Raw genomic sequence first — 25,012 nt, 5'->3', positions numbered from 1 at the left:
CACGTGGACAGCCACCTCGTCGACTTGAAACTTGGGGATGCTCCTTTCGAGCACCCAAGGTTCATGATTCCGCATGGGGCTGATCGCTTTGCTGAAATCGACGGCATGACAACCCATGGCAAGGCATTATCGCTTTTCTGAATCGACGTCCGTCTCGTCCCTCGTGCATACGTGGCAAATCGCATGCATCATATCTGCGTCTCGACCTCGCCTCGTAGCAGCCTTTTGAGGTGCTGTGCCCTCCGAATGATTGTCAGTATCAGCACAGTGCAGCCGCTCAATAACAGGGTCATTATGACGGCCACCGCAAGGTTGAGTATGAACTTTTGCACGGGAGCGATCGCCATACCGATCTCCCGCAAGCGGCCATCGACGAATCGGATCACGGGGATCGTCAGTGTCAGGTTCAGCGCGACGAAAGCGACCGTGGCCATCATCCGCCGCACCGTGAACCGCGGGTGGATAATCCGCATGATCGGGACCTCCAGCGATCAATTGGCAACCAATCGTCGATAGGCGAGACGTGACGTGATGATCCGCTTCCAACGGCCTGTTCTTGTGAATCTCCTGCGGGATTCAGATTGACAGGGCTAAGGGACATCCTACTCTGCACCGAGCGACTTTCTGAAGCCCCAGCGTAACCGGGAGAGGTTCTGGTCATGTGTCAACTGCGCGGATCGCGTCGGGAACGTGCCTTTACCCTGATCGAACTGCTGGTGGTAATCATGATCATCGCGATCCTGATCGGTCTACTCCTGCCCGCCGTACAGGCGGCGCGCGAGGCGGCACGCCGGATGCAATGTCAGCATCACCTGAAGCAGATCGGTCTCGCCATGCATGGATACCATGATGTGTGGCTCAGCTTCCCGCCGGCCTATTTGGCTCCGGATGCCCTACGCCCGAATCGGCCTGTGACTGATTTTGAGATCGGTTCGGGCTGGGCATGGGGGACGCTCATCCTGCCCTACCTGGAGCAGAGGCCGGTGTACGACGCCGCGAACTTTGACTTCAGCTTCGGCCGCGCCAACTCGGCCGACCTCCATGGTTTCCTTGGCCTGAAGGTAAACCGGACGGTGATGAAAACCAGCATTTCGATGTTTCTCTGCCCGAGCGTCGGGGACAGCGAGGGGCCGATTCGCCTGGGGTACGATTCGGCAAGTGTCTTCGGCTCGCCCGGCCAGTACATCGCCTCGGCGGGCTGGATGAACTCTTCCGAATTCCAGATCAAGGGGACGGGCGTCCTCTACCCGAACAGCCGGGTCGCCATCGGTGATGTCAGCGACGGAACGAGCGCAACTCTGTTGATCGGTGAGCGGTCGCGCAACCTCGCCGATGCCGCCTGGTCCGGTGTGCTCGGGAGCCATGCAAACCCCGCCCCCCTCTGTACCAAACTGGGTTGGCCGGTCAAGTCATGCGTCGGGCTCATGTTCCTACTCATGGGCAGGAGCGGTCCATCCTCCGACATCCTGAGCGGGAGCATCCCCGGCGGGAACTCCCTGAATCCCCAGGCTGGAGCCGATGGCTTCGCAAGCCTGCACCCCGGCGGATGCCAATTCCTGCTCGGCGACGGCTCAGTCCGGTTCATGAAGGAGACGCTGGCCCCGCAAGTCTTCCAGGCTTTGGCGTCGCGAGCCGGCGGTGAGGTCATCGGGGCTGACCAGTATTGAGGCCAAGAGGGCTGTCTTATCGCTTGGTTATCCGTATTCCCTGATTGTATTGATTTGTGGTGTTGTGTTTATTTTGAAAATTGCAGATTGGATTCGATGTAAGATGGGAAGCCAGACTTGCTATTCGTCGGAAATCAGCCGTGAGAAATAGCCCATTGGTGTCGAAGGTGACCTCAGTGATGATCGTCGAGCCTTCCAACCCCGTGGGTTTCGTCAAACGAGCGAGGCAGGACGCAGGCTCATGGAGAATCCTCGCGATTGGACGATCTCTTCAATCACGTCCACCTCTTCGATTACCCATTGACCGTCTTCCGGCCTCCAAACATATCGTCCCTTCCGAGTGAGATCCCACGTACGGTGCAGGACGAAGAAGGCCGTGGCACGCGCGGATGCGGTCTGGTGGAGGATTTCGATGGCCTTGCCGTCGGCGATCTCGAACTGCTCGCGATCGAACGTGGTTCTCACCGCGCTGAGCCTGGAGAATTGAGTCTGGATGTCCCGCTCGAGCCGGGCGCGATCGATCACTTTCCCGTCAGATTGACGGTAGTGGAGATCCGCGGAGAAAAGGCTCATGTACGCCCTGAGATCTTTGCGGTTGAATGCGGCCTTTGCCTTCCGGTGCGCGGCGTCAAGCTCGACAGCGACCTCGGTTGGATCTGGCATGTACAGGTGCCTCGTTTGTCCGTATCGCCCTCACCAGTTCCAGTTCCAGTTCGAACGACCGAACCTAGTGGATCCATCGCGATCAAGTCTAACTCATCCGTTGTACACGAATGGATTGGGCTTCACATCGCCAAGGCCTTTTTGAGCGAACAGTCGTCCGGGGCAGACTGCTCGCGGCGATAGCGGGCCAACAATTCCTGCGAACGCTGCGCGAGCTGGCGGCGAACTTCGCGTCGTTTGCCTTTGATCTTGGGGATGGGCATTGAGTCATAGGCGGTGGTTTGGTGCCTCATCCAGGCAATGACGGCCGCTTCGGCGCGCTCCTCGACGGGAATTCGCTTGGTCCGGGCGACCGTGCCGCTCCCGACCGGGGTGGCGTGATCGGCGACGGCTCGGGCCAGTCGGTCGGCGAGGTCGGCGTGTTCGGGAAGGAAGGCGAGGAACGACACCACCGCTCCGAAGAAATCTTCGACATATTCCGCCTGCGCTCGATCGCGACGGTTTGCGTCCGATTCCTTACGCTTGGCATACTGCGCGGTGGATCGCTCGGCGTCCAACTCGGCCCGAATCCGGGCGATGGTCGCCGCGGACGCCCACACCCCTCGGGAGAAAACCCGCCGCCCCTGCTTCTCCTGAACGATCCAGTGGTCCCCGGCCAGCTTCACCCGGCGCGTCAGCCCGGCGTCCCCCGGCGGGAGCAGCTCCCATCCCTCCGGGATGGTCAGGATCCTGCCGTCCCCGGCTCGGACGCTGTGGGGGGTCGGGCCGGGAGTGAAGGTCGGGGTTGACTTCTCGACGCTCAATGCAAACTCCTTTGGAATGCACTTCGATTCCGAGCTCGGGGCGAGATTCGAGCGCGTTCCCGAAGTTGTGGCCTCGTGCCGAATCGCCTTGGACCACAAACCGGGAAAATCGTCAAGTTGTCGTGGCGCGATCCCTTGATCGTTTGGGTTGTTGTAGGTACAACATCGAGATGAAGCGAGCATCGGCGACTTCCAAAGACCTGGATCGCGTGGTGGGCGAATGCATCGCCGTGCGTGTCCGGCTGATCAATCGCGTGATCACGGGGCTGTACGATGAGGCGCTGAGGCCGCATGGGCTCCGGGTCAGCCAAGGGAACATTCTGGTGGCCGTGGCCCATCGGGGTGAGGCGAGGCCGGCTGAGGTCTGTCGGCTGCTGCGGATCGAGAAGTCCACGCTCAGCCGTGACGTGGAGCTCATGAAACGCGAAGGCTGGCTGGAGTCAGAGCCGCCGAGCGGGGGTCGGAATCAGACGATTCGCGTCACGCCCGAGGGAATGAAACTCCTCCGCAAGGCCCAGCCGGCTTGGGAGGAAGCGCAGGCCGAGGCGAAACGGTTGATCGGCGAGACCGGAGTGACGGCGCTCAGCCAGATCGCGGCTCGGCTTGGATTGGGACGGCTCGCCGATTGATCCGTGGATGCTTTTAGGGTGGCTCGACCGATTTCCGATGGCATTCAGGAGGATAATGTTGTGCCCGAGCAGGACAACGCCAACGGCCTTTTCGACGTCGGTGACCCCTTGATCGCAGCGGTCAACAAGTTCCTGACCCCGCGGCCGAGCCCGTTGACCCCGCGGGATGAGGACCTTCTCCGCCAAGGAACGGGTCTCGACTTGGCCTGCGGGCTGGCAGCCAGTTCGTGGGGTGAGGGACCGACCGTGCTGCTCGCCCACGGCTGGAACAGTCGAAGAACGCATTGGGGAGCCTTTATCAACGCCTTGGTTGCTGCCGGATTTCGAGCCGTCGCCGCCGATGCCCCCGCTCACGGCGACTCGCCGGGGAGCCAGACGAACGTCTTTGAATACAGCCAAGCACTCGTCCGAGTCGGCGAAGAACTCGGCCCGCTCGCCGGCGTCATCGGCCACTCGTTCGGAGCAGGGGCCGTGGCGATCGCCCTGCACCGTGGGCTCAAGGCCGACCGCGCGGCTCTGATCAGCGGACCTGCGTCCATGGTCTCGGTCATTGAGGGGTGGGGCCGTCACCATCAAATCACCGAGCCGGAGATCCCGACGTTCGTCCGACTGGTCGAACGCGCGGTGGGCACGTCGATTGAGTCCCTGGATGTCCCCCGGTTCGCCGTCGGGATGACCCATCCGGTCCTCGTCGTCCACGACCAGGGAGACGAGGATATCCCGGTGGAAGACGGCCTAGCGGTTGCGGCGGCCTGGCCGGGGGCGAGAGCGCTGATCACTCAACGGTATGGCCACCGTCGGATCCTGCTCGCCAAGGAAGTCCTGAGCGAAGTCGTGGCGTTCCTGAAATGAAGCCGAAACGTGTTAGCAGGCACGGTTCGGCTTTTGAGAAAAAATGTTGTGATGTTTAAACCTGAGGCGTAATGAGCCAGCCCAACTGCTTCGCCTGTGCGCGAGCGACGTAACGTGACTGGAGCAGGGTCGCGCGGAAGCGGCAGGCGAGCGGGTGGGACCACTGGGCGATCCAGGCTGCCTGGCGTGACTCGCGGACGACTCGGCTGGTGCGGGGGATGCGGCGCGTTTCGTAGTTGCGGAGGGCTTGCGGGATCGGGGTGTTGGCCCGCAGGCAGTCGGCCAGGATGACCGCGTCTTCGATCGCCTGGCAGGCGCCTTGGCCCATGTCGGGCGTCATGGGGTGGGCGGCATCGCCGAGGAGGGTGACGCGGCCGACGCTCCATTGCGACAGGGCAGGGCGGTCGTACACATCGTTATGGAGGATGGCCGCTTCGTCGGTCGCCTCGATCAGTTCCTCGATGGGGGCATGCCAGCCCCGGAACCGGTCGAGCAAGCCGCGTTTGCGCCCTTGGGGTGGGTCGCCCTGGCCTTCGGAGACGGTCTGAGTCGCGTACCAGTAGGCGCGGTCGTGGACCATGCCCCACTGGCCGAACCGCTTGCCGCGTCCCCAGGTCTCGCCCGGGGTAAGTCGAGCGATGTCGAACGGCACGATCGCCCGCCATGTGGTGTAGCCTGCATAGTTCGGCCGCGCCTTCCCGAAGAGTTCCTCACGCACCACCGAGCGAAGGCCGTCCGCGCCGATCAGGACGTCGCCGGAAACCTCCCGGCCGTTCTCGAACTTCGCGGTCACGCCATGCTCCGTCTGGTCGATGCCGACGCAACGGGCGCCGACCGTCACGTTGTCTCGTCCGACCGCGTCCAGCAGCAGGCCGAGGAGCGCTGCCCGATGCAGCATCAAGATGATCTCATCGCCAGCGCCATGGGGCGTGTGGCCGAGATCGTTCTCCTTCATCGCGAGCAGGATTTTGCCGTCGGGGGTGCGGAACCCGCCCTCCTGTCCCGCCACGCCCAGAGAACGGGCTGCGTCGAGCAGACCCAGGCGGTCGAGCGCCGCGAGGGCGTTTCTCCAGAGCGAGAGCCCCGAACCGACCTCTTTCAGCTCCGGTGCGCGTTCGAAGATTTCCACCGCAAAGCCCAATTGCCGGAGCCCGATCGCAGCGGCTAACCCGCCGATGCCTCCGCCGATGATGATCGCTTTCTTGCTCATGGAATTCTCCGACTTCCTTGGCCGCGTCGGCCGTAGGTATTGTAGGTTGAGGGGGATCCTTGAGAATTGGGGATCTCGATGGCTTGGCGAGATCACCGCCGTCGTCACCTCTCGCGAGGTGATCGACCGTCTCTGGAGAATGAATCGCGCCGGGGTTCGCCGAGGGGACACGAAATGTTGGATTCGGAGAATCAGGTCGACGTCGCTCGGGGCGTGTTCGAGTCCGCCCTTCCTGGGACCGTGGGCGACCTGCCCGCGATGGGGGGAGAGGGATCGACTTCGTGAGTAGACGACCGATGGATGACGACGGCACCTTCGCACAATTTCTCCACCGCGTTCGAGCGGGCGACGAGGCGGCCGCGGCGGAGCTGGTGCGCCGCTACGAGCCTGCGATCCGACTCGAGGCCCGGCTCAGGCTGGGCGACACGCCCCTGAGGCGCGTGCTCGACTCGATGGATATCTGCCAGTCCGTGCTCAACAGCTTTTTCGTCCGCGCGGCGGTGGGGCAATACGACCTGGAACGCCCCGAGCAACTCATCGGGTTGCTGGTTGTGATCGCCCGGAACAAGGTGATTCGCCAGGCCCGCCGCCAACAGGCTGGCAATCGCGACGCCCGGCGGAATGTCGCCTTGGAGGATGTCGACCTGGCCGCGACCGACCCCAGCCCCAGCCAGGTCGCGGCCGGCCGCGAGATGTTGGAGAAGGTGAAGCGGTTATTGAGCGACGAAGAGCGGCGCCTGGCGGACCTCCGCGGCGAGGGCCGGCAATGGGCCGAGATCGCGGCGGAACTCGGGGGCACCCCGCAAGGCCGTCGCAAGCAGTTCACCCGGGCCATCGACCGGATCGCCGGAGCGGTCGGTCTGGAGGAGGCGACCGATGGATGAACCGATCCTCGGCCGGTCGAGCGACCCGGCCACGCGGCTCCGCTTCCTCTGGGACGAGGGGCGGCAACCCGACGTGCGGGCCTTTCTCGACCGCGGCGGCGCGCTCTCCCCCACCGAGCTCGCGGGCGTCCTGCGTGTGGATCAAGATGAGCGCTGGCGGGTCGGCGATCGTATCCCGGCGTCGACCTACCTCCGCGCTTTCCCTGCCTTGAGGAACGATCCCGAGGCGGCCTTCGAGCTGGTCTACAGCGAGTTCCTCCTGCGCGACGAGCAAGGCGAGGCGCTCGAGCCGGAGGCGTTTTGCCAGGCCTACCCCGAGTTCGTCGAGCGATTCAGGATTCAGGCCGAAGTCCGCGAAGCGCTCGGGAAACTCGCGTTGGATTCAGTGGATACTTTTGTATCTCATAATGATTGTGAGTTGTCGAGCGGTGGCCTGGGCAGACCTACCCCGTCTGCGGGCGTGGGTTGGCCCGCCGTGGCCGGTTATGAAATTCGGGGCGAGCTTGGCCGTGGCGGCATGGGGGTCGTCTACAAGGCGGTCGAGGTCCGGCTTCGCCGGGTGGTCGCCCTCAAGATGATCATCGCCGGGCCGCACGCTGGGCCCGTCCAGCTCGCCCGGTTCCGGGTCGAGGCCGAGTCGGCCGCGCGGCTCCAGCACCCGAACATCGTGCAGATTTATGCGGTGGGCGAGCAAGAGGGTCGGCCCTTCGTGGCCCTTGAGTACGTCGACGGCGGAACACTTCAGCAGACGCTTGACGGTCGTCCCCACCCGCCCGACGATTCGGCCCGGCTGGTCGCGACTCTCGCCGGGGCGCTCCACGCCGCGCACCGCCGCGACATCATCCACCGCGATATCAAGCCGGCGAACATCCTGCTCACGTCCGACGGCATCCCCAAGGTCGCCGACTTCGGCCTGGCGAAACTGCTCGACGACGCCAACGGGGCCGACGCCTCGACGGCCTTGACCCACACCGGCGCCCTTCTCGGCACCCCGAGCTCTATGGCCCCCGAGCAGGCTGACGGCAGGCTCAGAGACATCGGGCCTGCTACCGACGTCCACGCGCTCGGGGTGATCCTCTACGAGCTCCTCACCGGTCGCAGTCCGTTTCAAGGGAGCGCACCCCTGGAGATTCTCGAGCAGGTCCGTTCGCTCGCTCCCGTCCCTCCGCGCAGGCTGCGGCCGACGCTGCCTCATGAGCTCGAGGTCATCTGCCTGAAGTGCCTCGAGAAGGAACCGGGGCGTCGCTACGCGGGGGCGGACGCGCTCGCTGAAGACTTGCGCCGCTACCTGGGGGGCGAACCGATTCTCGCCCGGGATTCCAACGTGATCGAGCGACTGACCGGCGCCCTCCGGCGCGGCCCGCACGCCAAGGAATTCCAGCTCTGGACCAACGTCATGTTCGCGGTGATTCCCCTCGGGATGATTCCTCACCTGATCGTGTTCGTCACCGCGGTCACGGCGCCGGGCTATCTCCGGGCGGCGTTCATCATCCCTTGGTTCGTGTTCGTCACCCTCTGCGGCGGCCTCTTCTGGCTCAACCGAACCCGACTCCGTTCGCCCACGACACCGGCGGTTCGGCAAGTCGCCGCGATGCTGGTCGGGCACGGAGTCGCCTCGTGCGCACTCCCACTCACGTGTCGACTCTTGGGTTTGACCGCGCGGCCTGAGGATGAACTGAGGCTCTATCCGTTCCTCGCCCTCCTGGTCGGTCAGTTTTACTTCAGCATGGGCGGCAGCTACTGGGGAGGCTTTTACCTGGCCGGCCTTGGATTCGTCTTGCTCGCTCCGCTCATGGCGATCGGGCTGCGGTTCGCCCCCTTGGAATTTGCGATTCTGTTCGCGGTCAGCCAACTCGCCATCGGCTTCCACCTCCAGAGGCTCGGTCGAACCAGGCCCGAAGCGGGGGCAATGACTGGCCGGGCCGATTGAGTCTCGGCGCTCACCCGGCGAGGAGCAGGGCGGCGACGGCAACGGCAAGGACGAGGGACGCAATATTCCAGGGAGAAGTGCTCATTAACATCGTTGATTAAAACCTCAAGAAAAGACCAATCCGGTGGATTGTAACGGTCGGGCGACTCGGGGAAGTCTGTCATGAATGCGTGGTGCCATGGTGATTATAGGCCGAATTTGTTAATTTTTGAAGAAGGCCGCTTGAAATTGCCGTGGACGAAGGCGTCCCGCGGCGAATTTCACCCCCGGGAGCATGGTCAGTTCCCCTCTACGATCGATCAGGGTCGAAGACGTTCCAGGGCGTGTCGCGGCGCCGGGATTTCCGGGTAAGATGGGTCCATCGGTCAAGAGCCCAAGGATTCGGATGGCGCACTCAAGCACAGATCCGAGGGGATCTCCGCCTTCTTCTCACCGCGGCTCTCATCAGGCTTGCGTTTCGGCCCGATCCGGAAAGGTCACTGCGTCGTGTCTTCTCAAGGCGACTCCTCGCGTGCAAATTGGCCAGGGCGCTCGTGGCTTGTGACGGCGGTCCTCACGTGGACTCTGATCGCAATCGGGCAAGCCACGATTGTCAGTGCGGCCGTCACGCGGGAGGAGGTTGAGCGGGCGCTCCACACGGGGGTTCGCTACCTGAAGGGCCAACAACGGGCCGATGGTTCGTGGAGCGAGGCGGTGGGCGACGCACCGAGCGGCACCACCAGCCTGGTGACGCTGGCGCTGTTGACCGCGGGGGAACCGGCCAACTCGTCCACCATCACGAGGGCGCTCGCGTTTCTGCGGGAACTCGGCCCTGAGCAATTGAACAATACCTACGCGGTTTCCCTCCACACGATGGCCCTGGCCGCAGCCGATTCGCAGCGCGATCTTGTGAAGATCGCGGCCAACGTCGCGTGGCTCGAACGGGCTCAGATCAAGCCGGGTGATCGCGTCCCTTGGCCCGGCTCATGGACTTATACCGCGGCGAAGAGCCAGCGCGGTGACAACTCGAACAGCCAGTACGCGCTGTTGGGGCTGAACGCGGCGAGCGAGGTCGGTGTGCCGGTTTCACCGCAGGTTTGGACGCTCGCCCGCCACTACTGGGAAGAATGCCAGCGCGCCGATGGGGGCTGGCCTTATATTGCTGGCGACCCCCAGGGCTCCACCGGAAGCATGACCTGCGCGGGGATCTCGAGCCTGATCATCACCGGCCTGAGACGGTTCCAAGGCCAGGAGACGCTCGAGGGGGACGAGATCGCCAACTGCGGCAAGGGGGGGATCAACGTCAACCTCCAACGCGGTCTCGACTGGATGGCCAGCCACTTCCGGGTGAATGAGAACTTCGGCAACGGTTTGACATGGCGCTATTATTATCTCTATGGGATGGAACGCGCGGGGAGGCTCACGGGCCAGCGTTTCTTCGGCAACCACGACTGGTATCGCGAGGGGGCCGAGCGACTGGTTCGCGACCAGGACCCGGTCCAGGGATTCTGGCGGGGGAGCGGTCCCGTCGAGAACTCGCAGTTGATCGTGACGTCCAGTTTCGCGGTCTTGTACCTGGCCAAGGGGCGGTCGCCGGTCTTGGTCAACAAGCTCCGCCACGGACCGGGCCATGACTGGAACAATGACGTCGACGACATCCGGAACCTCGTCAGCATCGTCTCGCGCGACTGGAAGGACATCCTGGGCGGGCAACTCCTGACCTGGCAAGTGGTCGACCCGAACCAGGCAACGGTTGAGGATATGCTGCAAGCCCCCATTGTTTATTTTAATGGCCACCAAGCTCCCGATTTCACCGCCGAGGGGAAGCAGAACCTGCGCTCTTACGTCGAGCAAGGGGGATTCATCTTCGCCGAGGCTTGCTGCGGCAAGGAGGAGTTCGACCGCGGATTCAAAGCGCTGATGAAGGAGATTTTTCCCGACGACGGGTATGGCCTCCATCCGCTTGCCGAGGACCATGCGGTCTGGCGGGCCCGGCACTTGCTGAGCCCCGACGTCCACCCGCTCTGGGGAATCGAGCATGGCTGCCGGACGGTGGTGATCTACTCGCCGGGAGACCTGTCGTGCTACTGGAACCAGGCGGAGAATCAGCCGGCGAATCCGGCGGTGATCAAGGCGCAACGGGTCGGCCAGAACGTGGTGGACTATGCCACCGGACGTGAGCTCCCCGCCCACAAACTCGAGGTCCGCGAGGTCAGAGACTTCAAGCCGGATACCCCCCAGCGCGGGGCCTTGCACATCGCCAAGCTCCGGCACGCGGGAGACTGGAACATCGCCCCCTTGGCGATCCCGAACCTGACAACCTCATTGCGGCAGAGGCTGGGCCTCGACGTGGTGATCAACCACAGGGAACTCTTCCCCAAAGACCCGAACATCGTCCACTACCCGCTGATCTACCACCATGGCCGAGCGGCATTCACGTTCTCAAACGAGGACATGGATATGATCCGTAAGCATCTGGATCCCGGGGGTGGAACGCTTTTCGCCGACTCAGCTTGCGGCAGCCCCGCGTTTGACGCAAGCTTCCGCAAGTTCGTGGCCGCCATGCTCCCCAAGAACCCGCTCGTCCCGATCCCGGGTGATGACGAACTCTACTCGAAGAAGGTGGGCTACGACCTCGCCGACGTCCAGTACACCAAGGCGGCCGGGGGCGGCCGCGGAATTCCCCAACTCGAGGGGATCAAAATCGACGGCCATTGGGCGGTCATCTATTCGAAGAACGACATTGGCTGCGCCCTGGAGCGGCATCAAGGGCTCGACTGCAAAGGTTACACCCCGGAGAGCGCTCTCAGGATCGCCACGAACATCGTGATCTACTCGACGCTGCCCTGATCGTTTGCTCCCGTCTTGGGTCGTGTATTATCAACGATCTGATCCAGGGCTAGGAAGCCTCTCGCGACTCGCTCCCACGGTCCCCCGTGGGAACGAGGGGGATTCCTCGCTCGATGGCGGGTCGTTGTTTATTATCCCCATGGTCGATGGGACAGGTCCCCGGCGACTTGGTTTTTTCGCAGGGACGTAGGCGAGCAGACAGGGAGCTTACCCTCCCCGCTCGCCTGGAAACAAGATTCGCTCGCCTGTCAGTTGTCAGATCACTTCGCGGATTGGGTCGAAGTGGTCGAGCAGGTACATCGGCCGGCCGTTGCGGTCGGGGACGGAGGTATCGGGGGCGATGCCGAGGTTGTGGTAGAGGGTGGCGAAGACGCTCTGGAAGGTGACGGGTCGGTCTCTCGGGCCTTCGCCGTTGCGGTCGGTCGAGCCGATGACTTGCCCGGTCCGCATCCCGCCGCCGGCGAGTAGGGCAAACGAGACTTGCGGCCAGTGGTCGCGGCCGGCCGCCTTGTTGATCTTGGGGGTCCGGCCGAACTCGCCCCAGACGACGACGGAGACGTCTTTGTCGAGGCCACGCATGTGCAGGTCTTCGATCAGGGTGGAGAGGGCCGCGTCGAGCTTCGGGATCCGTTGGGCGCAGGATGTGAAGTTGTCGCTATGGGTATCCCAGCGTCCGAACGAGATCGTCACGCAACGGGCGCCGGCCTCGACGAGTCGCCGGGCCATCAGGAATTGGTCGTTGCAGCAAGGGGGGCCGTCGAACTCGTTCGTCATGTCGCCGTAGCCGTACTTGGCGCGGAGCTTGGGGTCTTCCTTGGTGACGTCGAGCGCCTGAAAGACCTTGCCGGAGCTGAGGATGTCGAAGGCGCGGTGGGTGAACGTGTCCAACCCGCCAATCGCCTCGTCGGAGTCGAATTGGCGGCGGAGTGAGTCGAGTTCGCCCAGGAGGGATCGGCGGTCGCCGAGTCGGCCCGCGTCGAGGTTGAAGGTGGGCTCGGCGGAGGCAGTGGCGACCGCCTCCGCGCGGAACGGGCTGAACGGCGAGTGGGCCATGCCGAGGTAGCCGGGATCGCCGGGGTTGCTCCAGGGATGATGGGCCATCTTCGGCGAGAGGCCGACGAACGGCGGGACCGCCGGATCCACCGGCCCCCGGAGCTTGGAGAGGATCGCCCCGAGGCTGGGCCGACCCCCTTGGATCTTGCTGATCGTGTCTGTGTACCCGGTGAGGCACTGGCCGGCCGAGTGGTCGCCGTGGGCTCCGACCATGGTGCGGATCACCGCGAACTTGTCCATCATGGTGGCGAGCCGGGGCATGTGCTCGCAGATCTCGAGCCCGGGCACGTTGGTCGCGATCGGCCGGTATTCGCCCCGAATCTCGGCAGGCGCGTTCATCTTGAGGTCGAACATGTCCTGGTGGGGAGGGCCGCCGGCCAGGAAGACCATGATGATCGCCTTGTTGGACGAGCGGATCGCGGTCTGCGCCTCCGCGCGCAAGATCCCAGGGAGCGAGAGCCCCCCCAGGGCCAACCCACCCACCTTGAGGAAATCGCGCCGGCTCACGCCGTCACAATACTTGCCTCGCGCACCGCCGCGGATGTTCAGCATGCGTTCCCTCCCTCGTGCTCACGGTCGGACTGGCGGACACACCGTCGCGGACGATGGCGCGGAGCGATCGGGACTCGATGGCGACCACTCAGATCACCGTAAGCCTATAGGTTCTGATGAAAATATTGACGCAGGAGCACGTTTTGCGTGTTCCGTTGCCAGGGGAGCGACTGACGCTCGAACTCACGTTGAGGGCGCCACGGGACGTTCAGCCCCGCGGTCAACGGCTGTCAATGGAGGGAGAATCCTGACCGTTCGCACGGCCGTCAGGATTGTTCAACCTTAGTATGCGCCAGCGACGGTTGTGTCACAAGCAACTCGTTTCCAAGATCGGCATTTTTCGAGGTTCGCTTGTGCTCGAGTCGGGAGACCCGCGGTGCGGATGAGCGGCTTGTCGCGGTGGGCCTGGTCCGCACAGGAGGGCGGGAGGGTGGGAATTCAAGGCGGTGCGGGGGTCGAAAGCGTCGTCCGCTGTTCGGGTGGCAACGCGGGTGGGCCGTTTTCGTTTTTTTTCGACGCGACCAGAAAAAAAAAGAGGCTCACCTCGCCCGTACGGTGCGGGGGCGAGGTGAGCGGAAGTTGAGCCGCCGATTAGACGAACTTGGTGACGCCCGGTCGGGGGATCGGGTGTTGCGGGGCGTCGCCCCAGACATAGGCGGCCGGTGAGAGGTTTTCCTTCGAGTTCAGCGCCTGCTCCCAGGTGATGACCTCGCCGGTGTAGCAGGACATCCGGCCCATGATGGCCAGCAGGGTGCTCCGGGCCGCGTACTCGCCGTTATTGATCGGCTTGCCCGCGCGGATCGCGGCGAACATTTCGTTGTGCTCGGACTGGTACATGTCGGGCTTGGGGCCCCGGTACCGCCAGGCCTTCTCGCCGGTGATCCGGGGGCCCGAGGTCTCGCCGAACACGTCGCAGGTCCCCTTGGAACCGAGGACGTAATCTTTGACCTGCTGGGCCGACCCGCGCCAGTGCCGGCAAGTGTGGTAGCCCCGGACGTTGTTGGGGTATTCGTAGACGATCGAGAAGTGGTCGAAGATGTTGCCGTACTTCGGCTCGGTGCGCACTTGCCGTCCGCCCGATCCCCAACACTTGATCGGGGGCACGTCACCCATGGCCCAGGCCATGGTGTCGATGCCGTGGACCGCCTGCTCGACGATGTGGTCGCCGCTCAGCCAGTTGTAGTAGTACCAGTTGCGCATCTGGTACTCCATGTCCGACTTGACTTCGTCGCGGGTGACCACCGGATCCCAGACGCCGCCGGAGTTATACGTGGTCTGGATGGCGACGATGTTGCCGATGTCGCCGTCATGCACCCGCTTCATCGCTTCACGCCGCGGCTCGTAATAGCGCCAGCAGAGGCCGGAGACGACCGACAGGTTCTTCTTCTTGGCTTCCTCGCAGCTCTGAAGCACCGACCGAACGCCGGGGGCGTCGGTGGCGACCGGCTTCTCGACGAACATGTGGATGCCCTTTTCCACGGCGTAGGCCATGTGGATCGGGCGGAAGTGCGGGGTGGTCGTCAGCAAGACGACGTCGACCTGGTCAATCACATTCTTATAAGCATCGAAGCCGATGTACTGCCGCTCGCGAGGCACGTCGACCCGGTCGGCCACCGCCGACCCCTTCAAGGTCGACAAGCTGCCTTCCAGCCGGTTCTCGAAGGCGTCGGCCATGGCGACGAGCTTGACGTTCGAGTCGGCGGTGAGTGCCTGAACGGCGGCCCCCGTGCCTCGTCCGCCACAGCCGACCAGACCGACTTTGATGATGTCGCTCCCCGCGGCGTGGGCATTCGAGGTCAGCGCGAATTGGGCCGCCGAGGTCACGGCCACCGCGGCGGCCGACTGCTTCACGAACGTACGACGAGAGGGGTGAGAGTCGCGCATGGAGGAGCTTCTCCGTGGGGACAAATGTGCATGGGTAGGTGGGACGATCGATCGTTCTCGGCGCTAAGCCGTCGAAGAACCGGGCTGTTGCTGTCATTCTGACAGGCTCAGGCCCAACTTACAACGACAATGATCAGCCGGTCGGGGCACGGGTCAATCCACGACCCGCTGGGGGAGGCAGGGCTCGAGCATGGGGTCGAGGTCGTGGTCGAGGATGACTCGCGCCATCAACTCGCCGGTGATGGGGGCGAGGATGATGCCCTTGCGACCGTGGCCGGCCGCGACATAAAGGCCGTCCCAGCCAGGGATAGGGCCGAGATAAGGGAGGTTGTCGGGGGTGCCGGGACGCAGGCCCGCCCAGGTCCGCGCCAGGGGAAGGTCGCCCAGGCCGGGAACGATCCGTTCGGCCCGCGCGAGGATCTGGTGGAGGCCGGCCAGGGTGACTCGGGAATCGAACCCCACGTTCTCCAGCGTCGTGCCAACCAGCAGCGGGCCGTGCGGGCGCGGGATCAGAACGAGCTCGCCGCAGAAGACGATGTGCCGGAACGGCCGGGCCGGGGTATCGAACGCGAGCATCTGCCCGCGCCAGGGGATGACCGGCAGGTGGATTCCCGAGCTTGCCGCCAGCGGTCCCGACCAGGCACCCGCGGCCAGCACGACGGCCCCGGCGGCGATCTCGGTGCCCGACGCCGTGCGGACACCACGACAGACACCGCCCGAGCCGAGCAGGGCCGTGACCGGCGTGTCGACCAGGACGCGAAGTCCCTGGTCGGCCGCCGCGCGGATCAGGGCGGGGGCGAGCCGTGGGTTATCCACCTGGGCGTCGGCCGGGGCGAGTGCTCCGCCCAGGATCGGCCCGGTCAGGGCCGGCTCGAGCGCGCGGGCCTCGGCCGCACTCAGCCGCTGGCCGGCGGCCGCTGGCAGCGGTTCCGTGGCCAGGTCGTGGGGCAGGTGGGGGGCGTCGGGGTCGACCCAGACGTTGAGCAGGCCGTCCCTGCGGAAACTGAGTCCCAGGCCGGTCCGGTCCTCGAGCTCGGCAACCCAGTCGGGCCAGGCCGCGAGCCCCGCCTCGGCCATGACGGTGAGCGCCTCGGGGTCGTGGCCGCTCCAGTCGGGGGCGAGCACCCCCGCGGCGGCCCAACTCGCCCCGCGACCGATCCGGCCGGCCTCGACCAGCGTGACCGTCAGCCCACGCTTGATCAGGGACCAGGCGATCGCTCCACCGATCGCGCCTCCACCGACGACGAGAATATCGGACAATCGACTCATTGGGATTCCTGGCCCGTGGCTTTGGGATCCGAAAACGACTTCGGCGCAATACCTCATTGGCTGCTATTCTCTTCCAAAGGGTCGGCCGGCTGCCACCGTCGACCCGCCCCATTCTTTTTTGGTCCTGATCGACCGGGAGATCCGTGGGATGCTTGAAGTGACCCCCGAGACGGCCGCCGACTATCTCCGCGAGCGGGGCCGAGTGCCGGCCAGCCGCGACGTCCGGGTGCAGGCGCTGGGATGGGGTGTCTCCAACGTTGTCATGCGGGTGGACGTCGAGGGCGAACCAGCGTTCGTGCTCAAGCAGGCGCGCGAACGGCTGCGGACCAAGGCCCTCTGGATCAGCCGGCTCGATCGGATCTGGACCGAACGGGCGGCCCTCGACCTGCTCGGCCAGGTTCTCCCGGATGCGGACGGAGTGATCCCTCGCGTCCTCTTTGCCGAACCCGACGACTATCTGTTCGCGATGACCTGCGCTCCGGACGACTCGGTCGTCTGGAAAGAGCGCCTCCTCGCTGGCGAGGCCGACGTGGCGGTGACCCGGGCCGCGGGTTCGATCCTTGGTTCGATTCATAGGGAAACGAGCGGTCATCCCGCGCTCCAGCAAGCGCCGCTGGCCGAGACCGTCGTCTTCGGACAGTTGCGTATCGACCCGTTCTACCGGACGATCGCTCGCGTTCACCCTGACCTCGCCCCCGAGATTCACGCGCTCATCGAATCGTTGGCGGATCCCGTCACTCGCACCTTTGTTCATGCCGATTTCAGCCCCAAGAACATCCTGGTCCACTCGGCCGGGCTGACCCTGGTCGACTTCGAGACCGCGCATGCGGGCGACCCGGCCTACGACCTCGGTTTCGTCCTGAGCCATCTGCTCTTGAAGGGGGTCCGGGCCGTCCCGGCCGATGGCTCATTTCTGGCATTAACCCGGACCTTTCACGACGCCTACCTCGAACGGGTCGGTGCTCTGCTCGATCCGGGCCTTGTCCGTCGCGCTTGCCTCCATGCGGCGGCTTGCTCCCTGGCTCGCGTCGACGGCACCAGTCCGGTCGACTATCTCGATGCCGCGAAACAGGCCACCGTCCGCCAATTTGCCCGTGCGGCGCTCCACGCCCGGCCCGCGACCTGGGACGAGGTGCTCGACCTGCTGGCACGAGAAATGCAAACCGCGTACTCTTTTTAGGCGAGTGGAGAGCGGATCGCTCCCTGCCGTTGGGGGATGCGATCACGCCCCGCCCTGCCTTGTTTTTGAGAACATGCTCATGCTCACAGTGATGAAGCTCAGAGGTCGCGAAGTCCTCGACTCACGAGGCCGGCCGACCGTGGAGGTTGAGGTCGCCGGCTCCAACGGTGAGGTGGGTCGGGCGATTGTGCCGTCGGGGGCGAGTACCGGGCGGCACGAGGCGATCGAGCTCCGCGACCCCGAGAACCGGCGGTACGGCGGCATGGGAGTGCTCCGCGCAGTCGCCCATGTCAACGGTGAGATGGCTGCGGCCATTCAGGGCATGGACCTTGAGGATCAGGCCGGGATCGACGCCGCCCTGGTGGCGCTCGACGGTACGCCCAACAAGGGGAGACTCGGGGCGAACGCGGTGCTCGGCATCTCTCTGGCCGTCGCGCATACCGCGGCCGCAGCTCGTGGCGTGCCGTTATACGTGCATCTCAACCGACTTTGGCGCAGTCGACTCGAGCCGGGAGAGTTTGCCGATCCCGTCATGCCGATGCCGATGGTCAACATGATCTCGGGGGGCCTGCACGCCGGCGCGAACCTGGATTTTCAGGACTTCCTGATGATCCCGGTCGGCGCTCCGAGCTACGCCGAGGCGCTCGAAATGACGACGGCCGTCTACCGCGCCGTCGGCGCCGTGCTTCGTGAGAAGGACATGGAGGGGGCCTTGGTCGGCGATGAGGGGGGATACGGGCCGAAGCTCGCCACCAACGCGCAGGCCGTGGACCTGATTCTCGAGGCCGTGCTCGCTTGTGGCTTGGAGCCGGGCCGCGACGTTGCGATCGCGATTGACGTCGCGGCCAGCCACTTCTATCGCCCCGAGACGGCCACCTACCACCTGACCGCGGCCGGCGACGACGTCCTCGACTCGGCCGGTATGACCGCGTTGCTCGCCCACTGGGCCAAGCTCTACCCGATCGTCTCGATCGAGGACGGTCTGGCCGAGGACGACTGGAACGGCTGGTCAAACCTGACCGGGATGCTCGGCGATTCGGTTCAGTTGATCGGCGACGACCTGTTCGCGACCCAGACCGCACGGCTCCGCCAGGGCGTCGAGCGGCGCGCGGGCAACGCGATCCTGATCAAGGTCAACCAGGTGGGCACCCTCTCAGAAACGTTTGACGCACTCCTGCTCGCGCGCCGACACGGCTACCGGACCATCGTCTCGGCCCGGTCGGGCGAGACCGAAGACACGACCATCGCCGACCTCGCCGTCGCCACCGCCGCCGGCCAGATCAAGATCGGCTCGGTCGCGCGCTCCGAACGGCTCGCCAAGTACAACCGCCTGCTCCGGATCGAGGAGGACCTGGGGCCTTCCGCCAAGTTCGCCGGCCGCGAAGCCCTTTCGATTAAATTGATATAGCAGGACATAAGCGCAATCAAAGTGCTTACGGAGTTTTATCATTCGCTCGCCCGTAAGGCGAGCGGGGAGCGTGAGCTCCCTGTCTTGATCGCCCAGACCAGGGAGACTCCCCCCAGACAAGGAGCTTGCGCTCCCCGCTCGCCTTTCAGGCGAGCGAGATTCCGCAACCCAAGACACCGCCGCTCCCTATCTTGATTGCCCAGACCAGGGAGACTCCCCCCCGGGTTGGCAAGGGGGCCATGACCTCGCTGGTAAGCGTTCCCGTATGGGTGGCGCAACGCCATGATGAGGCGAACGTGAGCTCCGTTTCGTTCCCGATCGACTTACTCGCTACCCCAGAGTGTTTCGAGCAATCCGAACATCTTGGGGTCGTGCCGTTGCAGTTCCGAGCGAACATAGGGGTAAAAGTCGTTGGTGCCGAAGAACGCTTCGCTGGTCTCGGCGAAGTATTCCATCGGGTTGGTGGCGGCGTATGCTTTGTCGTCCTTGCCGTTGATCCGGAGCACCGACTGGTAGATTTGGGCCGCCTTCGCCTGTTCGTAGACCGCCTTGATCTCGTCGTTGTCGAAGCCCTGGTTGAGGAACTGATGGTGGTAGCCGTGGGCCAACTCGTGGAGGACCATCCAAGGCTGTTCGATTGTCCATGAAAGAAAGTTGCGAGCGTTGGCGAGCTCGACGCAACCTGCCTTTTCGGGATTCATCCCATGCTCGCGGAGCCAGGTGGCGTCGGGGTGATAAGCCATGCATGGGGTGTGCGACTCATTCTCCTCGACCCAGATCTGGATCTTTCGAAGCCGCTCCACCGCCTTGGCCGGGACGCGCCGCACCACCTGGAAGAGCTGATGACGCAGCAACACCAGCGTGCGCTCGGCGAGCTCGGGCTTGTTGCGGATCAGGTCCTTGTTGACGAGGACCGGCCAACCCTCGACCCGTCTCGCCTCGTAACGGTCGGTGGGAGGGTAGGGAGAGGGGGAGGATTCGACCACCGGCTCGGCTGAAGCGGGGTCGTGGGGGCCTGGAGCAAGGCAGGCCCCGAGGACGACCATGACCGCAAGGGAACGGTTGAATCGTTTGAAGACGTACATGGCGGCGATCGGGTTCCTTTTGAAGAACTATTGAGGAGGTTTCGTCGATGGGCTGTACCGGATTTGGGGAGGCCTGACCTTGGTCCGGTGGTCGGGGGGCGCTTCCCGCCCGGTCGCGTCTCGGCCTTGAAAATAATCCTTCTGCCAGTCGTCCGCCTTGACCTCACCCCGGGCCTTCTGCTGGTGGAATTGCAGCCGGCCCTCGTTCCATTCCCGGTAAGCGTGGTTGACCTCGGGGTCTTCCTCCAGCTTTTGGTAGGTGACGGTGGCCGTCTCCAGATCCGCGCAGGTGTTGCCGGCCAGTGGAATCGCCTGGAACAAAGGTTCCCCAACCTCGAACCGAACCGGCACGTTTGGAATCATCAATTTGTAATTCATCGTGAACGACATGGTCATCCAGTCGCTCTCGATCAACGCAGTGAGCGGATGTGCATTGGTCTTGAAATGGTTCGCAGGCCCGCAGATCAGGAGCCGCGAGCCTTGGGGTTTGGTGCGGAACAAAAACGGTGTGTTCCAGGTGATGATCCCGGTCCCGAACTGGTTGTTGATCCAGTTCTTCCAGAGTTCGGGCTCGCTGTCGAACAAGAACTCGATGCCCCCCGAGGCGTCCTGCCCGCGCCAGATTGCCGAGAACCCGACGGGGTTCATGATCCACCACCCCGTCTGGTTGACGATCGTCAGCGGGAGGCAGCGATAGGCGTAGCGACTTGGGGTGGCGTCCATCCAGTCGCGCTGCCAGTCGGCCCACCTCCAGTCCCACCCCGTTCCGTCCGTACGGTTCTGCTTGAGCATCGAATCGTCCACGAGCTGATAGATCCCAACCTCAAGTCGTGGTCGATCCATAAAAATCTCCCTCGGGAATCCCTTCGCGGCGAATCGGAACGCGCCGCTATTTTGCCCCGATCCGCGAAAGCGGGCAAGCGCGTTCCCTGGGGCAACCACGCATGGAGTCGATGAGGCTCGGTTTGAGAAATGGGATCGGGTTCGTTAGGAACGACCAAAGCAAGGGCTTGACTCACCGAGCCGCGCACGCAGCACAGCGGAGTAAGCGATCGGGTTGCACTCGGCATCTCGGAGCATCAATCTGTAACCGCTTACTCCGCTGCGCTGCGTGCGCGGCTCGGTTGAAGCGAGGATCATCGTCGAAGTTAACCGATGAAATCGAATGGATTCGCGAAGATCGGTGGGTCATGGAATGGGGAATTGCTCTGGGGAGGGTGATACCTATTCTCGGGGCCTTGTCTGTGGCAGTATCAATGGTGAACGCGTGCTGGTTTTGGCGTGGTCTTAAGATGGGCCATTGTGGTCGGCTCGTGACGTGACGTTCGGCGGGATTGGAGCGTCGATGAGCTACGACCCCGATCGGCGTTCGCGGGTTCTGCTCGCTCCCTTGGTTCCCGTGGCCCTGGCCTTTGTCGTCGGGATCGTGCTCGATCGTGAGTTCGAGCGTTGGGGAACGGACGTCTGGGCCGGACTTGCGCTGGTCGGTGTCATGATTGCCGCCTTGGGCCGGGATCATCAGGTTCCCGCGGTCGCCGGCCTGGTCCTCGCGATCGTGGGGCTTGGGGGCGGACGCCATCACGCGTATTGGTCGGACCTCATGCCCGACGATCTGGCGCGGGTGCGGGGTCTTACGGACTCGCCGCGGCCGGTCTGGGTTCGCGGTGTGATCTGGGACGTGCGGGGACCTCGGTTGGGCGAAAGCGTGGGGAGTTCCGCGACGACGCGGGCCGTGCTCGCCGTGACGGCCCTCTGCGACGGCCGCGTCTGGCGGCCGGCCCAAGGGCGTGCCCAGTTGATCGTCGTTGGCGACCGGTCGGACCTGGCGGCGGGGCATGGGATCGAGGCCGTGGGAGTCTTGTCGGCGATCGCGGGGCCACTCAACCCCGGTGAGTTCGACTACCGCCACTATTTGCGCGCCCAGAGGATCCGACTTCGGCTCGCGGTCGACGGCCCCGACGGGGTCTGGGCCGACCCCGCGGCTGGCACCTGGATCGGGACCGACTGGCTGGGACGGGTGCGGACCTGGAGTTACGTCCGGCTGGTCGCGGGTCTGAATCCGAACGTGGCGCCCCTGGCGGCCGCGCTTCTCCTCGGTCGGCGTGAAGGGGTGGATCCCGACGTCAACGACGCGTTCGCCCGAACCGGGACCACCCACCTGCTGGCGATCTCCGGGCTGCACCTGCAAGTGCTGGCCGGCGTCCTCTGGTTCGTGTTCCGCTTCCTCGGCCTGGGTCGGCGCAGCGCCTTCCTTGCGCTCGCCTTGACGACGATCGCTTATGCGTTGCTGGTCGGCCTCGCTCCCTCGGTCGTGCGCTCGGCCGCGATGACCGTCGCGGCCTGCCTCGCGGGTTTCCTCGACCGATCGGTCCGGTCCGCGAACAACCTGTCCCTGGCCGCGCTGATCACGCTTTGGCTGAACCCGGCCGACCTTTTCGACGTGGGTTGCCAACTCTCCTTTCTGGCGATCGCGGCCATTTTCTGGGGCGTCACGCCGACCACCAACCTGCTCCGGCACGCCTACTATGCCTTGACCTTCCGGATCCAAGGGCCCGGCAGTCCGCTCGACGTCCTGGAGCGGTCGCTCGAGCCCTGGTGGTTGGCGCAGATGCGGCGGTGGCCGGTACTCGTGACCCCGGGCCTGATCGTTTCGACGATCGTTTGGCTCGCGGCTTTGCCGCTGGTCGCGCTTCGGTTCCACGTCATTTCGCCGATCGGCGTGCTGCTGAACCTCCCGCTGATCCCGTTGACCTCGATCGCCTTGATGGCGTCGGGTCTGAGCTTGGGCCTGTCCGCAATCTGGGATCCGCTGGGCGGGCCCCCCGCCTGGGTCTGCGCTCGCACCTTGGGCTGGACTGAATATCTCGTGCGCTGGGGGGCATCACGGTCGTGGGGGCACGCTTTCGTTCCGGGGCCATCCCTGGCTTGGGTGCTCGTCACCTACGGCCTGCTCGGCTTCGCCACGGTCGCCGGAGTCCGCCGCTGGTCCCTCTGGCGCATCGCCTGGGGGCTGCTCGCGGGCTGGGTCATGCTCGGCCTCGTCTGGACTTCGATGCCGCGCCGCGAGGGGAGACTTGAGACCGAAGTGCTTGCCGTTGGCCACGGCCTGGCCGTCATCATTCAAACGCTCGCAGGGGGGACGATCGTTTACGACTGCGGCCGCATGCATGACCCCAGCGTTGGCCGGCGGATCGTTGCCCCCGCCCTCTGGGCTCGCGGCGTGTCCCATATTGATGCGGTAATTCTTTCGCATGCCGATGCTGATCATTACAATGGTCTTCCCGACCTGCTCGAGCGGTTCTCAATCGCCGAAGTTTGCGTTCCACCCGGCTTCGCGAGCCCGGCCAACCCGGGCGCCGTGCAACTGCTGGAGACGGTTCGGACTCACGGCGTGCCGATCCGCGTCATGGCTGAGGGCGAACAGTGGGAGTCGGCGGGAGCCCGGTTTTCGGTCTGGCATCCTCCCGAGTCGTTTTCCCCAGGGTCGAGTGACAACGCGCGGAGCATCGTCCTCGCTTTGGAATCCGCCGGCCGCCACCTTCTCCTGACCGGCGACCTGGAGCGGGAGGGCCTGACCCGACTGCTCGATCGCCCGGCCTTCCCGCTCGACGCCATCCTGGCCCCTCATCATGGCGGCCGCTCGGCCAACCCCGAGTCCCTCTACACCTGGGCCCGTCCCGGCCTGGTGGTCGTCAGCCAGCGCCCGCCCGCCGTGGGCACGCGCGACCCGTTGGAGGCCCTCGAGCCACGCGGCATCCCCCTGCTGCGCACCTGGCAGCGCGGGGCGATCCGGCTCCGCTGGGAGCCGGATCGCCTGGCAGCGCGTGGGTTCCTCGACGAAAACCGATCGCCCGCGCGCTCCCCAGTGGAGGGTCTTATGATGAACGCCTCGTCCTGGCAGCGCGGACTGGTCAGCCTGGCCGGATTCCTTCTCGGACTCGGCACTTGGCTGGTGTTGGTGATCGCGAAGAGAGAACGTCTTTAGTTGAACAGATTTTTGCCTAACCATGGCGGTTCGTTGCCCGACGTCCCGCTCGCTTCGGTGGCCTCAACTTCGGTGGTCTCAACTTCGGGGGCCTTGGCTTTGACGACCTTGGGTTTCACAGCCTTGGGTTTGATGACCTCGGCTTCGGGCACATCGGCCCATTCTTTTCGCGAGTCGGACAAGCTTGCGACCCAGGTGGCGGGGAGGAATGGGAACAGCTTGGCTCCGGCTTCGGCATTGAGCGGGGCGCCGTATTCCGAGACCTCGAACGCCTCGATCAAGTCGATCCGCCCGCCGGCTTTTTCTCCGTAGGTCCGGACGACGAGGTCGCGGAAGCGGTCGGCCAGCGGCCGGATCCGATCACGCATCCGTCCGGCCAGCCAGTCCTTGCGCTCGACGTCGCTGGCGGGGACCTGGTCGGGGATCCCCGCGTTGTAGGGAAGCCACTCGTAGAATTGCGACTGGTGGCGGTGGAGCATTCCGACCAGGCGGTCGAACTCACCTTCGATGTCGACGGCGATGTGGGGCTCGAACCGGCAGGGCTTCTTGAACGCGTCGGAGAAGTAGAGGATCACCGGGCACTGGGCGAGGTGCGGCGTGTCAGGGCAGACGGCGGGCACGGTGAGCAGGTACGAGGCGTCCTGGACGAGCAGGCCGGTGAACCGGTGGTCGGGGTGATAGTCGGTCGAGCGGTGGGTGATGATCAGATCGGGCTGAAAGCCGCGGATCAGCCGGATCACCCGGTGACGGTACTCGAGGCGGTCGTCGAGCTCGCCGTCGGGGATGTCGAAAATCTCGTAGGTTGCGCTGATGGACGCGGCGGCCGCGGCCGCCTCGGCCTGGCGCCTTTGGGCGAGGACCGGCCCGTGCACCGTCTGATGACCGGCCCGGCCGTCGGTCAGGCTGACGAGCCGGACGACATGGCCGAGGGCCGACCACTTGGCGGCCGTTCCACCGGCCTTGATGTCGGCGTCGTCCGGGTGAGCGCCAATAATCAGGATTTTCAACGGCTGGTCCGCCATGGAGCCTCTCTCTGGGGCCGTGAGCAGGGTGAGTCGGGCGTCTTGAAGGCACGCAACTTGAGACGGTCTTTTGTATCGAGGCATTGTGGTAATTCTGTCGACCACAA

At 64.6% G+C, this 25,012-nt stretch carries 19 protein-coding genes; 9 read left to right on the top strand and 10 right to left on the bottom strand.

Annotated elements, in window-relative coordinates; translation table 11 throughout:
- Positions 1 to 188: 188 nt before the first annotated feature.
- Positions 189 to 473, bottom strand: a complete 285-nt coding sequence (locus BUS42_RS17255; protein ID WP_074308237.1) for a hypothetical protein — start codon at positions 471 to 473, stop codon at positions 189 to 191.
- 186 nt (positions 474 to 659) lie between these two features.
- On the opposite strand from BUS42_RS17255, the gene BUS42_RS17250 reads away from it, so the two are divergent.
- Positions 660 to 1,667 (top strand): DUF1559 domain-containing protein, encoded by a 1,008-nt coding sequence (locus tag BUS42_RS17250; RefSeq protein ID WP_074308235.1) that lies wholly within the window; start codon positions 660 to 662, stop codon positions 1,665 to 1,667.
- 213 nt (positions 1,668 to 1,880) lie between these two features.
- Here the strand turns inward: BUS42_RS17250 and BUS42_RS17245 are convergent, their stop codons facing one another.
- Together BUS42_RS17245 and BUS42_RS17240 are read right to left on the bottom strand one after the other, a co-directional pair.
- Positions 1,881 to 2,330 (bottom strand): nuclear transport factor 2 family protein, encoded by a 450-nt coding sequence (locus BUS42_RS17245; protein ID WP_074308233.1) that lies wholly within the window; start codon positions 2,328 to 2,330, stop codon positions 1,881 to 1,883.
- Between the two features lie 122 nt (positions 2,331 to 2,452).
- Complete coding sequence (locus BUS42_RS17240) at positions 2,453 to 3,133, bottom strand: DUF2293 domain-containing protein (protein ID WP_074311170.1); 681 nt, start codon at positions 3,131 to 3,133, stop codon at positions 2,453 to 2,455.
- Positions 3,134 to 3,303: 170 nt separating this feature from the next.
- Here BUS42_RS17240 and BUS42_RS17235 point away from each other — a divergent pair, with 170 nt between their 5' ends.
- Together BUS42_RS17235 and BUS42_RS17230 are read left to right on the top strand one after the other, a co-directional pair.
- Complete coding sequence (locus BUS42_RS17235) at positions 3,304 to 3,762, top strand: MarR family winged helix-turn-helix transcriptional regulator (RefSeq protein WP_074308231.1); 459 nt, start codon at positions 3,304 to 3,306, stop codon at positions 3,760 to 3,762.
- 18 nt (positions 3,763 to 3,780) lie between these two features.
- Entirely contained in the window at positions 3,781 to 4,614 is an 834-nt protein-coding gene (locus BUS42_RS17230; RefSeq protein ID WP_254053568.1) for an alpha/beta hydrolase, read from the top strand.
- 55 nt (positions 4,615 to 4,669) lie between these two features.
- Here the strand turns inward: BUS42_RS17230 and BUS42_RS17225 are convergent, their stop codons facing one another.
- The gene (locus tag BUS42_RS17225) at positions 4,670 to 5,824 is read right to left on the bottom strand and encodes an FAD-dependent monooxygenase (protein WP_074308227.1); all 1,155 of its coding nucleotides are present in this window, start codon (positions 5,822 to 5,824) and stop codon (positions 4,670 to 4,672) included.
- A gap of 281 nt (positions 5,825 to 6,105) precedes the next feature.
- On the opposite strand from BUS42_RS17225, the gene BUS42_RS17220 reads away from it, so the two are divergent.
- The 3 genes from BUS42_RS17220 (at position 6,106) to BUS42_RS17210 (ending at position 11,467) form a co-directional block, all read left to right on the top strand.
- A complete protein-coding gene (locus tag BUS42_RS17220) occupies positions 6,106 to 6,708 on the top strand; it encodes an RNA polymerase sigma factor (protein WP_254053567.1) in 603 nt (200 codons plus the stop codon).
- Positions 6,701 to 8,638, top strand: coding sequence for a serine/threonine-protein kinase (locus BUS42_RS17215; protein ID WP_074308223.1), 1,938 nt, complete (start codon positions 6,701 to 6,703; stop codon positions 8,636 to 8,638). Before BUS42_RS17220 ends, BUS42_RS17215 begins: the two co-directional genes overlap by 8 nt.
- A 540-nt stretch (positions 8,639 to 9,178) precedes the next feature.
- On the top strand, positions 9,179 to 11,467 hold the full coding sequence (locus BUS42_RS17210; protein ID WP_074311168.1) for a DUF4159 domain-containing protein: 2,289 nt from the start codon (positions 9,179 to 9,181) through the stop codon (positions 11,465 to 11,467).
- 255 nt (positions 11,468 to 11,722) lie between these two features.
- Here the strand turns inward: BUS42_RS17210 and BUS42_RS17205 are convergent, their stop codons facing one another.
- From BUS42_RS17205 to thiO, 3 genes are all read right to left on the bottom strand, one after another.
- The gene (locus BUS42_RS17205) at positions 11,723 to 13,072 is read right to left on the bottom strand and encodes a DUF1501 domain-containing protein (RefSeq protein ID WP_074308221.1); all 1,350 of its coding nucleotides are present in this window, start codon (positions 13,070 to 13,072) and stop codon (positions 11,723 to 11,725) included.
- A 591-nt stretch (positions 13,073 to 13,663) separates the two neighbouring features.
- Positions 13,664 to 14,956, bottom strand: a complete 1,293-nt coding sequence (locus BUS42_RS17200; RefSeq protein ID WP_074308219.1) for a Gfo/Idh/MocA family protein — start codon at positions 14,954 to 14,956, stop codon at positions 13,664 to 13,666.
- Between the two features lie 153 nt (positions 14,957 to 15,109).
- Positions 15,110 to 16,225: a glycine oxidase ThiO gene (thiO, locus tag BUS42_RS17195; protein ID WP_074308217.1), complete on the bottom strand. Its 1,116-nt coding sequence runs from the start codon at positions 16,223 to 16,225 to the stop codon at positions 15,110 to 15,112.
- Positions 16,226 to 16,373: 148 nt separating this feature from the next.
- Between thiO and BUS42_RS17190 the strand changes: the two genes are divergently transcribed.
- Both BUS42_RS17190 and eno read left to right on the top strand, forming a co-directional pair.
- Complete coding sequence (locus tag BUS42_RS17190; protein ID WP_074311166.1) at positions 16,374 to 17,405, top strand: phosphotransferase family protein; 1,032 nt, start codon at positions 16,374 to 16,376, stop codon at positions 17,403 to 17,405.
- A gap of 79 nt (positions 17,406 to 17,484) precedes the next feature.
- The gene (gene eno / locus BUS42_RS17185; RefSeq protein ID WP_074308215.1) at positions 17,485 to 18,813 is read left to right on the top strand and encodes a phosphopyruvate hydratase; all 1,329 of its coding nucleotides are present in this window, start codon (positions 17,485 to 17,487) and stop codon (positions 18,811 to 18,813) included.
- Positions 18,814 to 19,136: 323 nt separating this feature from the next.
- Here eno and BUS42_RS17180 read toward each other — a convergent pair whose 3' ends face one another.
- A complete protein-coding gene (locus BUS42_RS17180; RefSeq protein WP_074308213.1) occupies positions 19,137 to 19,898 on the bottom strand; it encodes a M90 metallopeptidase family protein in 762 nt (253 codons plus the stop codon).
- A gap of 27 nt (positions 19,899 to 19,925) precedes the next feature.
- Positions 19,926 to 20,741 (bottom strand): DUF6065 family protein, encoded by an 816-nt coding sequence (locus BUS42_RS17175; RefSeq protein ID WP_074308211.1) that lies wholly within the window; start codon positions 20,739 to 20,741, stop codon positions 19,926 to 19,928.
- Between the two features lie 502 nt (positions 20,742 to 21,243).
- Here BUS42_RS17175 and BUS42_RS17170 point away from each other — a divergent pair.
- Entirely contained in the window at positions 21,244 to 23,883 is a 2,640-nt protein-coding gene (locus BUS42_RS17170) for a ComEC/Rec2 family competence protein (protein WP_083670265.1), read from the top strand.
- On the opposite strand, the gene BUS42_RS17165 is transcribed toward BUS42_RS17170, so the two are convergent.
- On the bottom strand, positions 23,880 to 24,905 hold the full coding sequence (locus tag BUS42_RS17165; RefSeq protein WP_074308209.1) for a PIG-L deacetylase family protein: 1,026 nt from the start codon (positions 24,903 to 24,905) through the stop codon (positions 23,880 to 23,882). The two genes, BUS42_RS17170 and BUS42_RS17165, sit on opposite strands and share 4 nt — an antisense overlap.
- Between the last annotated feature and the right edge of the window lie 107 nt (positions 24,906 to 25,012).

The organism is Singulisphaera sp. GP187, from assembly GCF_900129635.1.
In the GTDB taxonomy this organism is placed as follows: Bacteria; Planctomycetota; Planctomycetia; order Isosphaerales; family Isosphaeraceae; genus Singulisphaera.
The sequence above is the reverse complement of the archived record's forward strand: the minus strand, read 5'-3'. Positions and strand labels throughout refer to the sequence as shown.

Excerpts from the sequence above, each read along its gene's own strand:
- BUS42_RS17255 (WP_074308237.1), bottom strand. The coding sequence starts at position 473 with ATGCGGATTATCCACCCGCGGTTCACGGTGCGGCGGATGATGGCCACG.
- BUS42_RS17250 (WP_074308235.1), top strand. The coding sequence starts at position 660 with ATGTGTCAACTGCGCGGATCGCGTCGGGAACGTGCCTTTACCCTGATC.
- BUS42_RS17245 (WP_074308233.1), bottom strand. The coding sequence starts at position 2,330 with ATGCCAGATCCAACCGAGGTCGCTGTCGAGCTTGACGCCGCGCACCGG.
- BUS42_RS17235 (WP_074308231.1), top strand. The coding sequence starts at position 3,304 with ATGAAGCGAGCATCGGCGACTTCCAAAGACCTGGATCGCGTGGTGGGC.
- BUS42_RS17225 (WP_074308227.1), bottom strand. The coding sequence starts at position 5,824 with ATGAGCAAGAAAGCGATCATCATCGGCGGAGGCATCGGCGGGTTAGCC.
- BUS42_RS17215 (WP_074308223.1), top strand. The coding sequence starts at position 6,701 with ATGGATGAACCGATCCTCGGCCGGTCGAGCGACCCGGCCACGCGGCTC.
- BUS42_RS17205 (WP_074308221.1), bottom strand. The coding sequence starts at position 13,072 with ATGCTGAACATCCGCGGCGGTGCGCGAGGCAAGTATTGTGACGGCGTG.
- BUS42_RS17200 (WP_074308219.1), bottom strand. The coding sequence starts at position 14,956 with ATGCGCGACTCTCACCCCTCTCGTCGTACGTTCGTGAAGCAGTCGGCC.
- thiO (WP_074308217.1), bottom strand. The coding sequence starts at position 16,225 with ATGAGTCGATTGTCCGATATTCTCGTCGTCGGTGGAGGCGCGATCGGT.
- BUS42_RS17190 (WP_074311166.1), top strand. The coding sequence starts at position 16,374 with ATGCTTGAAGTGACCCCCGAGACGGCCGCCGACTATCTCCGCGAGCGG.
- eno (WP_074308215.1), top strand. The coding sequence starts at position 17,485 with ATGCTCACAGTGATGAAGCTCAGAGGTCGCGAAGTCCTCGACTCACGA.
- BUS42_RS17180 (WP_074308213.1), bottom strand. The coding sequence starts at position 19,898 with ATGTACGTCTTCAAACGATTCAACCGTTCCCTTGCGGTCATGGTCGTC.
- BUS42_RS17175 (WP_074308211.1), bottom strand. The coding sequence starts at position 20,741 with ATGGATCGACCACGACTTGAGGTTGGGATCTATCAGCTCGTGGACGAT.
- BUS42_RS17170 (WP_083670265.1), top strand. The coding sequence starts at position 21,244 with ATGAGCTACGACCCCGATCGGCGTTCGCGGGTTCTGCTCGCTCCCTTG.
- BUS42_RS17165 (WP_074308209.1), bottom strand. The coding sequence starts at position 24,905 with ATGGCGGACCAGCCGTTGAAAATCCTGATTATTGGCGCTCACCCGGAC.